The following is a 12938-nucleotide window of genomic DNA, read 5'->3' on the forward strand; positions in this document are numbered from 1 at the left end:
ATGGCCTCCTCCAAGCTCCCCTGGCTGAACCCCGCCATCGCCGTCGGAGGGCTCTCCCCGCTGCTGCTGCTCGCGGTGCAGGGGGCGCAGGGACAGTTGGGGGCCAACGGCATCGAGTTCGCCCTCAACCAGACGGGCCTGCTCGCGCTGGCGGTGCTGGTGGCGTCCCTGGCGTGCACGCCGCTGCGGCTGGTGACGGGCTGGACGTGGCCCGCGCGCATCCGCCGCACGCTGGGCCTGCTGGCCTTCACCTACACGGCGGCGCACTTCCTCACCTACGCCGTGCTGGATCAGGGCCTGGACGCGCGCGCCATGGCGGAGGACGTCTTCACCCGGCCCTTCATCACGGTGGGCTTCACCGCGCTGCTGCTGCTGGTGCCGCTGGCCGTCACCTCCACGAACACGTGGGTGCGCAGGCTGGGCTTCCCCGCGTGGCAGCGCCTGCACCGGCTGGCCTACGTGGCCGCGGTGCTGGGCGTGGTGCACTTCGTGTGGCGGGTGAAGAAGGACGTCACGGAGCCGGTGCTCTACGGGGCCGTCCTGGCGCTGCTCTTCGCGGTGCGGGTGGGCGAGGCGCTGCGAAAGCGGCGGGCGCTCGCGCGGGAGCGCCCGGCCTGAAGCGGGCTACTTCGCGGCGGCGCGGGGCAGCGGGAGGATGGTGTCCACCAGCGTCATCAACTGCGCGCAGCTCACCGGCTTGCGCACGAAGGCGCTGATGCCGGCCTTCTGGCCCAGCGCGCGCACCTCCGCCACGTTCGGGTCGCCCGTCATCATCAGGATGGGGACCTTGGACAGCCTGGAGTTGGTGCTGGCGCGGATCTGCCCGGCGAAGTCCGCGCCGTTCATCCCGTCCATGTGGAAGTCGGTGAGGATGAGGTCCACGTGCTCCGCCTCGGCGACCTTGAGGCCCTCCTCGGCGGACTCCGCCTCCAGGAACTCGAAGCTGCGGGCCATGAGGTAGATCTTCAGCAGCGTCCGGATGGAGCGGCTGTCGTCCACCAGCAACACGCGCTGCGGACCGGTCCCCCCGGCCGGACGGACCGTGGGCGTGCTCCCCGTGGGACGGGAGGGCGCGTTTTCGGGGGTGGAGAGAGGGCCGGCCTTCATCGGAATCAAAACCTCGGGGAGGAAACGCCTCCAGCGGCTCCGCCCATGGTCGCGGAAGGGCCCTGCGAAGTCAAAGCAACCCAGGGCGCCACGCCGCGATTTCGGGAGGGCCGAAACGACCTCAGCGGACCTCCAGAACGAAGGCCTGGGACGCCACGCCTGGCAGCCCCACGGCCTCCGCGAGCGCCGGGTCCAGCTCGTTGGGAAGCCGCCACGTCTGACCCGTGGACTGCAGCAGGGTGACGCTGTAGCGACCCGGGGGCACGGTCGCGAGCGGCGTGGGCGCGGCGGGGTCGCGCGCGTCCAGCGCCTGCGCGCGGATGGCCACCAGCAACTGCGGGACGAAGACGGGCTGCGGGCGGGGCTTCCCCTGTTCGTCGAGCAGCGCCACGAGCAGGGGATCAGGCACCAGCCCGGCCGCCAGCACCACCGCGTCCGGCTGCCCGTCGCGGTCGTGGTCCGTGTCGTCCACGTAGCCCGGCACGCCCTCCGCCAGCTTGCGCACGATGACGCGCGGCCAGGCGATGTCCGGCTTGCCGTCGCCGTTGGCGTCGTCCGGGACGCCGTCCTTGTTGGCGTCCGCCAACTGCACCCAGAAGCCGGGCGGCCGCTGATCCACCGCGCCGGTGAGCACCTGGGGCGTGAGCGTCAGCAGCTTGGTGGGCGTGGTGGAGGCGGCGAACTCGCGCGGGTCCGCGGTCTGGAACGCCGGCCGGTCGAAGGGCACGGTGGCCGAGTCCGCGAAGGACACGGAGACGCCGGTGAGCGGCTGGGGCCAGCCGTCCGCGTCCGTGGTGATTTCCAGGATGCGCGTGGCGCTGGTGAGGGGGTCCACCGCGCCGCCGCCCACGTCGCCCGCGTTGGGCTCGGCGGTGACGCTGTACCAGGGGTTGAAGTCGGACACGTGGCAGGGCTGCGGGACGCTCCGGCAGGTGTCCGCGTCGATGAAGCCGCGCAGCAGGTAGCGGCCCGGCTCCACCAGGCTCAGCGCGAACGGCGCGGTGAACGGGCCCGGGGAGGTGTCCCCCAGGGACGCGCCGAACAGCTCCTCGGCGGTGACGACGGTGAAGGCCAGCGGGCGGCCGGAGCCCGCGGGCGGCGGCGGGTTGGCCGCGTCGTAGAGGAACACGATGGCGTTGCCGCGCGCGCGCGACTGCACCACCAGGTTGCCCTCGATGCGGGCCGAGCGCGTGTTCTGGCGGCCGTCCGCCGTGGGCACCACGTCCGGGGCATCACAGCCGCCGGACAGCAGGGACGCGAGCGTGAACGCGAGGAAGGGGAGGGCGCGCTTCATGGGGTCACCGTGAGGTTGGCGAACACGCGCCGCTCGATGCGGTTGCCGAAGGGGTGCTCCGCGTGGCCGCCACCGAGCTGGCTGCCCTGCAGCGCCACGGAGACGAAGTCCTTCACCACGGTGTAGCCCACGCGGGCGTTGACGACGGTGTACGCGGGGAGGTTGTTGGCGATGAGGTCCACGCGCGTCGGGTCGGACGCGGAGGGCTCGCGCTCCACCCAGGTGGTGGAGGTGGTGAACGCCGCTTCGATGCCGAACTCCAGGTCCGTGCGCGTGCGGTAGGTGACGCCGCCGAAGAGGCGGAAGGCCGGCGTCTGGCTGCACGTACCGCACTGGCCCTCGTCCGGCAGGTCGGAGCTGATGTGCTGGTACGCGGCGCTCGCCTTCACGCCCAGGCCGTCGATGGGGGACACGTTGATGCCCGCCTCCACGCCCCGCGCGGTGTAGATGGCGGCCTCGTTGGTGAACATGGAGCGGCCCAGCAGGTAGCTGCCGGTGCCGCTGTCGTAGGACTCGCCGGCGGGCAGCGACTGCACGGGCGACAGGGCGATGAGGTCCTTCACCGTGTTCTGGTAGAGGGCCACGTCCCAGTCCAGGCCCAGGCGCGGGGACTCACCCCGCCAGCCCAACTCCAGCGCGTTGAGGCGCTCGGGGCGCAGCGTCCGGTTGCCGGTGGTCAGCAGGCTCACGCCGTTGACGCCCGGCACGGGCACGGGCAGCCGGGTGTAGCTCTCCAGGAACGTGGGCTCGCGGAAGGCGGTGGCCACGGACGCGCGGAAGGCGTGCCCCTCAATGGGCTGGAACACCGCGGACAGGCGCGGCGACTGCGCGATGCCGGGGTTGCCCTTGTCGAGCAGCGGGTGGCGGTCCACGCGGTAGCTGACGATGAGGCGCAAGGGCTGCACGATGCGCCAGTCGTCCTGGACGAAGGCCGCCGCGTGGAACTCCTCGCGCAGGTCGTCCAGGTAGGTGAAGGCCACGCGCTTCAGGCGGCCCTCCACGCCGATGTTCACCTGGTGCTCGCCGGCCAGCTCGAAGCCGCGCGCGTACAGCGCTTCACCGTTGAAGACGTTGGAGGCGACCTGGATGCCCAGCGAGCGCTGGCCGATGGCCTCGTACTGCGGGCCCGCGTCACCGGACAGGTGGTTCCAGAACGCCTTGAGCTTCACCGCGCCCAGCTCCACGTCCGCCTTGGCGTACGCGCCCAGGCCGTCGATGTAGTAGTTGCGCAGGAGGCCCAGCGGATAGATTTCCGTCAGGTAGCGGTGCACGCCGCCGGAGACGCCAATCGCCTGGCCCTCCTGGAACGTGTAGACGGTGGACAGGTTGGCGCGAGCCCCGCGCTGCCCCAGGTCGGGATCCGCGGGCCCCTGGAGGGCGAAGTCCGGACGGCCGCTCTCGTAATCGCGGCTCCACTTGTCCTCCTGCCGGTAGGCGGCGGACGCGCGGTAGCGCAGGCCGCCGTTCTGGCCGTGGCTGACGAAGGAGCCCTGCACGGTGTTGCCGCCGCCCGCCATGGCGCCGAAGCGCGCGCGCCGGCCGGTGCCGGGGGCCTGGGTGATGATGTTGATGACGCCCAGCATCGCGTTGGCGCCGTACAGCGCGCTGCCCGGGCCGCGGATGACCTCGATGCGGTCGATCTCCTCCAGGCCGATGGGCAGCCCCGCCCACACCGTGAGGCCGAGGAAGTCCTGGTACTCCGTGCGGCCGTCCACCAGCACCAGCACCTTGTTGGCCAGGCGCTGGTTGAAGCCGCGCAGGCTGACGTTGGCGCTGCCCACGCCCATGGCCATCACGTCCGCGCCGGGCACGCGGCGCAAGAGCTCCGGCAGCGTGGTGGCGCCCGACAGGCGGATGTCCTCCGCCGTGATGACGGTGGTGGCGTTGGGCGCCTCCAGCGAGGACTGGGCGCGGCGGCTCGCCGTCACCACGCGCTCTTCATACGGCACCAGGCCCTGGTCGCCGGAGGTGTCGCCGGACTCGCCGCCGCCGCTGGAGCTGACGGTGGTGGGGCCGGGCGTGGCCGCGGGCTGCTGCGGGGCCTGGGGCTGGGCGGACATGGACTCCGCGCGGGCCACGGCCTTCTCCAGCCGCTCCATGAGCGTGGCCAACTGCTGCTGGGCCTGGATGCTCGTGGGGGGCGGCGGCGGCATGGGCAGGCCGGTGGCGGAGCCCGCCGTGCCGGGCTGGGCGCCGGGCTCCGGCGCCTCCGCCTGCGCGGCCTGGCGCGTGGCCTCCAGGCGCGTCACCTGGGCCTGCACGTTGGTGGCGTCCGGCGGGTTGGAGGCGAGGTAGCGCTTGTAGGCGTCCAGCGCTTCGTCCAGCCGGCCCGCGTCCTGGTACGCCCGGGCGATGTTGTAGAGGACGCTGGGGTGCGGCTTGATGGCATAGGCCGCTTCCAGCTCGGCGATGCCTTCATCGAAGTTCTTCTGCTCGATGAGGCTCATGCCGTTGCGGAAGTGGCGGCGCGCTTCAAGTCGCGCGTCCGCCAGGGCCTCGGTCGCGCAAAGACACAGCGCGAGGAGCGCCCCACGTCGGAAGGCTGTCGGGGGATTCACTGGTACGGATCGTCCTTGTACTGGGAGCTGGGAGCCTTGGGGGAGGGCTTCGGTCCCGGCTGCTTCTTGATGCGCGGAAGCTTGATGGAGACGTTGACGGTGGTGCCCGGCTCGCCCGAATAGGTCTTGCTCACGGTCTGGTAGCCGTCCATCGCGAACGACACCTCCACGTCAGCGAGCCCCGGCGTGTCCGGCGTGTGGTTGATGACCAGCGGGGTGTTGCCGCGCACCCTGCCGTTGATCTTCACCTCCGCGCCCGGAGGGTCGCTCTCCACGTCGAAGCGGACGGGGCGGGGAGCGGCGGGCGGCGGCGCGGCGGCCTCCGCGACGGGCGCGGCCTCACGGGTGGGCGGCGGCGCGACGGGCGTGCGCGCCACGGGGGCGGACACGGCCGGTTCCGGCGGGGGCTTCTGGGCGCCGCGCAGCACGAAGATGCTCGCCACGCCCAGCCCCACGAACAGGGACACGCCGAACAGCGCGATGCCCAGACCCTTCCTGGACTTCTTCTCCGCCAGGCCGCCGGCCTCGTCCACGGAGATGTCCAGCGCCATGGTGTTGGGCGCGGGCGTGGGGCCGGAGCCCAGCGCCGGGTGGGCGCCGGAGTGGATGCCGCTGTGCGGGCCGCTGTGGGGGCCGGAGCCCACCGCGTTGAGGCCGGTGCGCGTGGCGAAGACGCCGCTGACGCCGGACGCGGACGCGGCGGTGCGCATGCCCTGGAGCACGGCGTCCATGGACGCGTAGCGGTCCACGGGGCGCTTGGCCAGGCACTTCATCACCAGCGCCTCCACCTCCGCGGGCACGGTGTGGTCCGGCCACACGGTGTGGAAGGGCGGCGGCGGGTCGTTGATGTGCTTGACGATGACGTCGATGCTCTGCGCCGCCTGGAAGGGCGGCCGGCCCATCAGCGTCTGGTAGAGCACCACGCCCAGGCTGTACACGTCGCTGCGCGGATCCGCGATGTTGCGCGCCTGCTCCGGCGCCATGTACTGCGGCGAGCCCAGGATGACGCCCGCCTGCGTGAGGGTGGTGTCCTCCTTCATGGCGGCGTCGCCGGAGAACGACTTCACCAGGCCGAAGTCCAGGACCTTCACCACGTCGTGATCCGCCTCCTGGTTGAGGATCATCACGTTGGCGGGCTTGAGGTCGCGGTGGATGAGGCCGACCTTGTGCGCCTCGCGCAGCGAGCGGGCCACCTGCTGCCCGATGGCGAGCGCGCGCTCCCACGGCAGCGGCCCTTCCTGGGTGAGCAACTGCGACAGCGTCAGCCCCTCCAGGTACTCCATCGCGATGTAGTAGATGCCGTCTTCCGTCTTGCCGTAGTCGATGACGGTGACGGTGTTCGGATGGCGCAGCTTCGCGGTGACGCTGGCCTCCAGGAAGAAGCGCTTCTGGAAGCCCGGGTCCTTGCCCTCGCCGCTGTACTGCGGGTTGAGGACCTTGAGCGCCACCAGGCGATCCAACGGCGCCTGCATGGCCTTGTAGACGCGGCCCATGCCTCCGGCGCCAAGCGTCTCCAGGATGCGGAAGCGCTCGTTGAGGATCCGCCCGAGCAGGGGATCCGCCACGTCGGCTGGCGCGCCCTTGCGGGGGGCGTCGCTTTCGATCATGTGTTCCCCCAAGGCGAAGAGAAGAACCGCATACGTCGTTTCGGACCCGGCGGATGCTAGCACCGCCTTTGAAAACCGCCCAAGAGACGTGCCGCTATCATCGCCGCGCCCGAGCCCCGAGTTTCCGGCCCGCGCGGCGCGCCCGCCCTCCCGCACCTCCCGTGCGCACCGCGCCCCCGGTGGGGGTTGGAAAACGAGGAAATCGGCGTCCGTTGCCGCACAGTTCGTGGGGACTGGTGCGTCGCGTCATCCCCGGCGAGGGGGGCTCGGGCGGGTTAGGGTGCCCCGCATGAATGCTGGGCTGTCCGAGCTGTTGTCGTCGGCGCCGCGCTATCCGCGGCGGGTGGTGTGCCTGACGGAGGAGACGACGGAGGTGCTCTACCGCATCGGGGCGGGGGACCTGGTCGTGGGCGTGTCGGGGTTCACGGTGCGGCCTCCGGAGGCGCGCAGGAAGCCCCGGGTCAGCTCGTTCCTGGACGCGAACTTCGAGCGGATCTTGGAGCTGAAGCCGGACCTGGTGCTGGGGTTCAGCGACCTGCAGGCGGACATCGGCCGGGAGCTGTGCAAGCGCGGGGTGCCCATCTACCTGTTCAACCAGCGCTCGCTCGCGGAGATATTGCAGGCGGTGCGGCTCACCGGGGCGCTGGTGGGGCGCGCGGAGGGCGCGGAGGCGCTGGCGGCCCGACTGGAGAAGAACCTGGAGCGCCACTCGGACGCGGCGCAGTCGCTGCCCAAGCGGCCGCGCATCTTCTTCGAGGAGTGGCACGAGCCGCTCATCTCCGGCATCCGCTGGTGTTCGGAGCTGGTGGAGGTGGTGGGTGGGGTGGACGTGTGCCAGGAGTCGCGCGCGTCGCAGGGGGCGAAGGGCCGCATCTTCGACCCGGAGGAGGTGGCCCGGCGCGACCCGGAGGGCGTCATCGCCAGTTGGTGCGGGCGCAAGGCGAAGCGGGAGAAGATCGCCTCCCGGCCGGGGTGGGCCGGCGTGCGGGCGGTGGTGGACGACCAGCTCTACGAAGTGAGGAGTTCCTACATCCTCCAGCCGGGGCCGGCGGCGCTGACGGACGGGGTGGATCAACTGGCGCGCATCGTGGCGGCCATCGCGAAGGGGGAGAAGCTGCCCATGGCCCGGCCGGGAGACCTGCGCACCGCGCTGGAGTGAGGGGAGGCTGGCGGCAGGCCCGGCGCATGACAGGATGCGCGCGTGCCGCTCCCGCTGCCCGTCCTGCTGGTCACCCTGCTCGTCGCGACGGGCACTCCGTCAGGGCAGGCGTCGCCCGAGCAGGGCGCTCCGTCGCTGCCCTCCGATGCGCCCCGTCCGCCCGAGCCTGAAGGCTCCGGCAAGCCCCGGGACGTGGTGCCTTCGGACGCGCCGGTGCGCTCGCCGGACGTCGAGCCGTCGGGCGTGTCGAACACGGAGGTCGCGGCGCCGCCCCGCGCGGAGCAGGTCCCGGTGGGGCCGGAGGGCACGCAGGCGCCCGAGGCCGCCACGGACGCGGAGCGCACGAAGAACTACGAGGAGGCGCTCATCGCGTGGGGCCTGGGCGAGGTCGAGCGCCAGGTGGAGCCCGCGCCCCAGGGCAAGGTGCTGGAGGAGGTGCTCGTCGCCGCGGAGGAGGTGGTCGCGCCGATGGATCCGTATCCATCGCTGCTCAACATCTTCCACGTCCGCACCCGCGACGAGGTCGTCCGCCAGGAGGTGTTGATTACGCCGGGGCAGCCGTACTCGGAGGCGCTCGTCGCGGAGTCGGTGCGCAACCTGCGCAAGCTGGGGCTGTTCTCGGTGGTGCGCGCGGTGCCGGTGAAGGGCAGCGCGCCGGACAAGGTCGCGCTGCTGCTGGTGACCAAGGACCTGTGGTCCCTGCGGCTCAACAACGAGTTCTCCGCCGTGGGCTCGCTGCTGCTCTACCTGCGCCTTCAAGGCACGGAGCAGAACTTCCTGGGGCGCGGCAAGAAGGTGGCGCTGGACTTCATCATGCGCCTGGACACGTTCAGCCTCGGCCAGAGCTACACGGACCGGCGCGTGCTCGGCAGCCGCTGGTCGCTGACGGAGTCCGCCGCGGTGCTGATCAACCGCGACACGGGGAGGGCGGAGGGCTCGCGGGGGAGCCTGGTCGTCAGCCGGCCGCTGTATTCGCTGGCCACGCCGTGGAGCCTGAGCACGTCCGTGGCGTGGAACATGGAGACCGCGCGGCAGTTCCGGGGCGCGGACATCTGGCAGCTCCCGTTCCCGGACGGCGAGCCCGTGCCGTACATCTACAACGCGCGCGAGGTGGCCGCGGGCGCCACGTACACGCGCTCCTACGGCCAGCGCTACAAGTGGAACGTGGGCATGGGCGCGGGGGCCTACCACTACGCCTACGCCGCGCCGGTGGCGTCCCAGCTCACGGACGCGCAGGCGGACTGGTTCCGCCGCAACTACCTGCCGCGCGCGGAGGACGCGGGGTACGCGAACTTCTCCTTGAGCGCCTTCGAGGCCCGCTACGACGTCTTGCGCAACGTGGACTCGTACACGCTGTCGGAGGACTTCCAGTTGGGGCACTCGGTGCTGGCCACGCTGCGCTACGCGCCGCCGGTGTTCCCGTCCGCCGCGCACTTCGCGGAAGGGGGGCTGTCCCTGCGCTACCGCGTGCACTGGGGGGACGCGCTCACCACCGCGTCCGCGGCCGCGTCCGTCCGCCAGCAGTTGAATGCACCGCGGCCGGGCGTGAAGGAGGGCTGGACGAACCGCCGCTGGGCCGCGGAGCTGGTGCAGGTGTCGCCGCGAGTGCTCGGGGGGCGCTTCGTGGCGCGCGGCCTGCTGGACGTGAACATCGACGACCTGTCCGAGCGCGTGAGCCTCCTGGGCGGCAGCAACGGCCTGCGCGGCGCGGCGGTGGATGCGTACTCCGGCAAGCGGCTGCTGCTGGTGAACCTGGAGTACCGCACCGCGCCGCTCGTCGTGCGCACGGTGCACGTGGGCGGCGTGTTCTTCCTGGACTCGGGCAGCGCGTTCAATAAGCGGCCGGAGATGGTGACCACCGTGGGCGTGGGCCTGCGGGTGCTGTTCCCCCAGTTCAACGTGTTCCCGTTCCGCATCGACTTCGGCTACGTGCTCAACGGCGACCGTCCCCCCGTGGGCAGCCGCCTGTCGCTCAGCAGCGGGCAGGTGACGGAGTACCGGCCCGGCTTCCTCGACTCCCCCTGACGCGGCTCAGGGCGGTTCGACGCGGAGCAATTCGCGGAAGAGGACCTCCGCCACGTCGCGGAACAGCTCTCCGGACGCGAGCAGCCCGCCGCAGTGGTGGGGCTCGCGCGCGAGCGTCAGCGCCACCGCCTTGCCCAGCACCGCGTCCCAGAAGGGCTCCGAGTCGGGCGGCAGGAGGAACTCGCGGATGACGGCCTTCGGCCACGGCAGCACGGTGGTGGGGTCCGCGTCGCTCAGGCTGGTGAAGCAGTCCAGGTCCACGTCCAGCAGCACGGCGGACGCGGCCTCCAGCACGTCGCGCACCGCGTCCGTGGGGCCGGGGCGCAGGTACGCCTCCGCCGCGCGGTCCACGGTCGTCACCGTCACGAGGCGGTGCGAGCGGCCGCGCGTGTCCACGTAGGTGTCCCCGGAGAAGGAGCCCCGGGGCCGGGTGCGCGCGATGATCAACGCGTCGCCCACGAGGTTCGCCTCCATCGCCGCGAGGATGTGGTCGTAGTTGCGCACGTCCAGCTTCCACCGCGCGTGCTCATCCAGCGCGTGCAGGCCGGCGGAGCGGTCCGGCATGTCCGCGGGGCGCTCCGGAACCACGATGTCCAGGTGCCGGTCCAGCGTGACGAGCAGGGCAGGCGGGCCCGCGTCGCCCAGGGCGCACGCCCACGCGGGCAGCGCGAGCCGATGCGGGTCGAACACATAGGCGTCCATCGGACCCCGGCCACCGCCCAGGCCCAGCCGCACCACGCCCGCGAGGCGGAGGTGGCGCAAGGCGTCGTCATTTTTCGGGTTCATGCGGGTTGGGAATCCTCTCCAGGGCCGGACGTTGGCAGGGCCGCGCGGCGGCCGGAGTGTAGGCTTGCCCGCACCTTCCCGCGAAAGGAGCCCCGCCCCGCGCGGGGATTCAGCTACGCATGCGTCAGGTCCTTACCGCCGCGCTTCTCCTCATGAGCAGCGCACCCTCCATCGCCCAGGAGCGCAAACCCTCCGCCATGGCCCCTTCGCAAAAGCAGCCGGACACCTTCCTGCGCCAGTACGCCGAAACGCGCCGCTTCCAGAGCGGCCGCCCGGTGGGCACGCGCATCACCCCGGACGAGAAGTCCGTCCTCTTCCTGCGCACGTCCCCCACGTCCAACGTGCAGATGCTCTACGCGTTCGATGTCGCCAACGGTCAGGCGCGGGAGCTGCTCACGCCGGAGGCCCTGCTCAAGGGCGCGGAGGAGACGCTGTCCGCCGAGGAGAAGGCCCGCCGCGAGCGGATGCGCGTCAGCGCCCGGGGCTTCACCTCCTACAGCCTCTCCGAGGACGGCACCCAGCTCCTGGTGCCCCTGTCCGGCCGGCTCTACGTGGTGGACCGCGCGACGGGGAGGTCCACGGAGCTGAAGACGGGCCCCGGCGTCATCGACCCGCGCCTGTCGCCGGACGGCAAGCAGGTGGCGTACGTCCGTGACAACGACGTGTACCGGGTGGACCTGGCGGCCAACCAGGAGAAGCGCGTCACGCAGGGCGGCACCGCGCAGGAGACGCACGGCCTGGCGGAGTTCGTGGCGCAGGAGGAGATGAGCCGCTTCTCCGGCTATTGGTGGAGCCCGGATTCGAAGTCCATCGCGTACACGGAGTCCGACACGTCCGACGTGGAGAAGCTCACCATCGTGGACGTGATGCACCCGGAGAAGGGCGGGGAGATCTTCCCGTACCCGCGTCCCGGCAAGGCCAACGCGAAGGTGCGCCTGGGCGTTACGCCCGTCGCGGGCGGCAAGACGGTGTGGGCGCAGTGGGACGCGCAGAAGTACCCGTACCTGGCCACGGTGAAGTGGGACAAGGGCGGGCCGCTCACCCTGGTGGTGCAGAACCGCCTCCAGACGGAGGAGCAGGTGCTGGCGGTGGACCCCGCCACGGGCAAGACGCGCGTGCTCCACACGGAGAAGGACAACGCCTGGGTGGAGCTGGCCCAGGACTACCCGCTGTGGCTGGAGGATGGCTCCGGCTTCCTCTGGTACACCGAGCGCAACGGCGGCCCGGAGGTGGAGCTGCGCAAGGCCAACGGTGAGCTGGACCGCTCCGTGGTGAAGCCGGACGCGGGCTACCGCAACCTGTCGCGCTTCGTGCAGGCGGACAAGACGCTCTTCTTCACCGGTGACCCGAACCCCACGCAGAGCCACCTGTGGCGCGTGAAGCTGGGCGGCGCGCCGGAGCAGGTGGCCACCGGCACCAGCGGCCCGGCCGTGGAGAACGGGCTCGTGTCCAAGAACGGCGGCCTGGTCGTCCTCAACACGCAGGGCCCCAAGAGCATGCCGCGCACGGTGGTGCTCAAGGGCGACGGCACGAAGCTGGGCGAGCTGCCGGAGGTGGCGCAGGAGCCGTCCTTCACGCCGAACTTCGAGATCCGCCAGGTGGGCCCGAAGAAGTTCTGGACCTCGCTGGTGAAGCCCCGGGACTTCAAGCCCGGCCAGAAGCTGCCCGTCATCGTGGAGGTCTACGCGGGGCCCACCGTCACCGTGGTGCACCAGTCCATGGCCGCGCACCTGCTCAGCCAGTGGTTCGCGGACCACGGCTTCCTGGTGGTGAAGGTGGACGGCCGGGGCACGCCGCTGCGCACCTCCGAGTGGAACCGCGCGGTGAAGAACGACTTCGCCACCGTCACCCTGGATGATCAGATTGAGGCCGTGCAGGCCCTGGCGAAGGAGGTCCCGGAGATGGACCTCTCCCGCGTGGGCATCACCGGCTGGAGCTTCGGCGGCTACATGGCGGCGCTGGCCGCGCTGAAGCGCCCGGACTTCTTCAAGGCCGCGGTGTCCGGCGCCCCGGTGGTGGACTGGCGCGACTACGACACGCACTACACCGAGCGCTACCTGGGCCTGCCGGAGGAGACCCCCCAGGCCTACGAGGTCAGCAGCCTGCTGACGTACGCGAAGAAGGACAGCCCCATTGGCGCGCTGCTGCTCATCCACGGCACCGCGGATGACAACGTGTACTTCTTCCACACGCTGAAGCTGTCGGACGCGCTCTTCCGCGCGGGCAAGCCGCACCAGCTCCTGCCCCTGTCCGGCCTCACGCACATGGTGCCGGATCCGCTCATCACCGAGCGCCAGTACGAGCGCGTCATCGCCCACTTCGAGCAGAACCTGAAGAAGTAGGCCGCGAGCGGCCCCAGGGCTTGAAAAGGCAGAGGCCCGGTTCCCTTGCGGGGACCGGGC

Annotated in this window: 9 protein-coding genes; 4 read left to right on the plus strand and 5 right to left on the minus strand. The window is 71.4% G+C overall.

What is annotated here, in order from left to right; genetic code table 11:
* Complete coding sequence (locus K8612_RS36420; RefSeq protein WP_223765622.1) at positions 1-618, plus strand: sulfite oxidase heme-binding subunit YedZ; 618 nt, start codon at positions 1-3, stop codon at positions 616-618.
* 6 nt (positions 619-624) lie between these two features.
* On the opposite strand, the gene K8612_RS36425 is transcribed toward K8612_RS36420, so the two are convergent.
* The 4 genes from K8612_RS36425 to K8612_RS36440 form a co-directional block, all read right to left on the minus strand.
* Positions 625-1107 carry a response regulator gene (locus K8612_RS36425; protein WP_223765623.1) on the minus strand — a complete coding sequence of 161 codons (483 nt, stop codon included), beginning with the start codon at positions 1105-1107 and terminating at the stop codon, positions 625-627.
* A 121-nt stretch (positions 1108-1228) separates the two neighbouring features.
* The gene (locus K8612_RS36430) at positions 1229-2401 is read right to left on the minus strand and encodes a hypothetical protein (protein WP_223765624.1); all 1173 of its coding nucleotides are present in this window, start codon (positions 2399-2401) and stop codon (positions 1229-1231) included.
* Positions 2398-4959 (minus strand): TonB-dependent receptor domain-containing protein, encoded by a 2562-nt coding sequence (locus K8612_RS36435; RefSeq protein ID WP_223765625.1) that lies wholly within the window; start codon positions 4957-4959, stop codon positions 2398-2400. The genes K8612_RS36430 and K8612_RS36435 overlap by 4 nt, the downstream gene beginning before the upstream one ends.
* Positions 4956-6566, minus strand: coding sequence for a serine/threonine-protein kinase (locus K8612_RS36440; RefSeq protein WP_223739131.1), 1611 nt, complete (start codon positions 6564-6566; stop codon positions 4956-4958). Before K8612_RS36440 ends, K8612_RS36435 begins: the two co-directional genes overlap by 4 nt.
* 289 nt (positions 6567-6855) lie before the next feature.
* On the opposite strand from K8612_RS36440, the gene K8612_RS36445 reads away from it, so the two are divergent.
* Together K8612_RS36445 and K8612_RS36450 are read left to right on the plus strand one after the other, a co-directional pair.
* Positions 6856-7725, plus strand: coding sequence for a cobalamin-binding protein (locus K8612_RS36445; RefSeq protein ID WP_223765626.1), 870 nt, complete (start codon positions 6856-6858; stop codon positions 7723-7725).
* 42 nt (positions 7726-7767) lie between these two features.
* Positions 7768-9750 (plus strand): BamA/TamA family outer membrane protein, encoded by a 1983-nt coding sequence (locus K8612_RS36450; RefSeq protein WP_223765627.1) that lies wholly within the window; start codon positions 7768-7770, stop codon positions 9748-9750.
* 6 nt (positions 9751-9756) lie between these two features.
* Here the strand turns inward: K8612_RS36450 and K8612_RS36455 are convergent, their stop codons facing one another.
* Complete coding sequence (locus K8612_RS36455; RefSeq protein WP_223765628.1) at positions 9757-10536, minus strand: UPF0489 family protein; 780 nt, start codon at positions 10534-10536, stop codon at positions 9757-9759.
* A gap of 119 nt (positions 10537-10655) precedes the next feature.
* Here K8612_RS36455 and K8612_RS36460 point away from each other — a divergent pair, with 119 nt between their 5' ends.
* A complete protein-coding gene (locus K8612_RS36460; protein ID WP_223765629.1) occupies positions 10656-12878 on the plus strand; it encodes a S9 family peptidase in 2223 nt (740 codons plus the stop codon).
* Positions 12879-12938 lie beyond the last annotated feature (60 nt).

This window comes from Corallococcus sp. AS-1-6, from assembly GCF_020037015.1.
Classification (GTDB): Bacteria; Myxococcota; Myxococcia; order Myxococcales; family Myxococcaceae; genus Corallococcus.

What these genes read in the sequence shown, in the direction of transcription:
- K8612_RS36440 (WP_223739131.1), bottom strand. Translation starts at nt 6,566, where the DNA reads ATGATCGAAAGCGACGCCCCCCGCAAGGGCGCGCCAGCCGACGTGGCG.
- K8612_RS36420 (WP_223765622.1), top strand. Translation starts at nt 1, where the DNA reads ATGGCCTCCTCCAAGCTCCCCTGGCTGAACCCCGCCATCGCCGTCGGA.
- K8612_RS36460 (WP_223765629.1), top strand. Translation starts at nt 10,656, where the DNA reads ATGCGTCAGGTCCTTACCGCCGCGCTTCTCCTCATGAGCAGCGCACCC.
- K8612_RS36425 (WP_223765623.1), bottom strand. Translation starts at nt 1,107, where the DNA reads ATGAAGGCCGGCCCTCTCTCCACCCCCGAAAACGCGCCCTCCCGTCCC.
- K8612_RS36445 (WP_223765626.1), top strand. Translation starts at nt 6,856, where the DNA reads ATGAATGCTGGGCTGTCCGAGCTGTTGTCGTCGGCGCCGCGCTATCCG.
- K8612_RS36455 (WP_223765628.1), bottom strand. Translation starts at nt 10,536, where the DNA reads ATGAACCCGAAAAATGACGACGCCTTGCGCCACCTCCGCCTCGCGGGC.
- K8612_RS36430 (WP_223765624.1), bottom strand. Translation starts at nt 2,401, where the DNA reads ATGAAGCGCGCCCTCCCCTTCCTCGCGTTCACGCTCGCGTCCCTGCTG.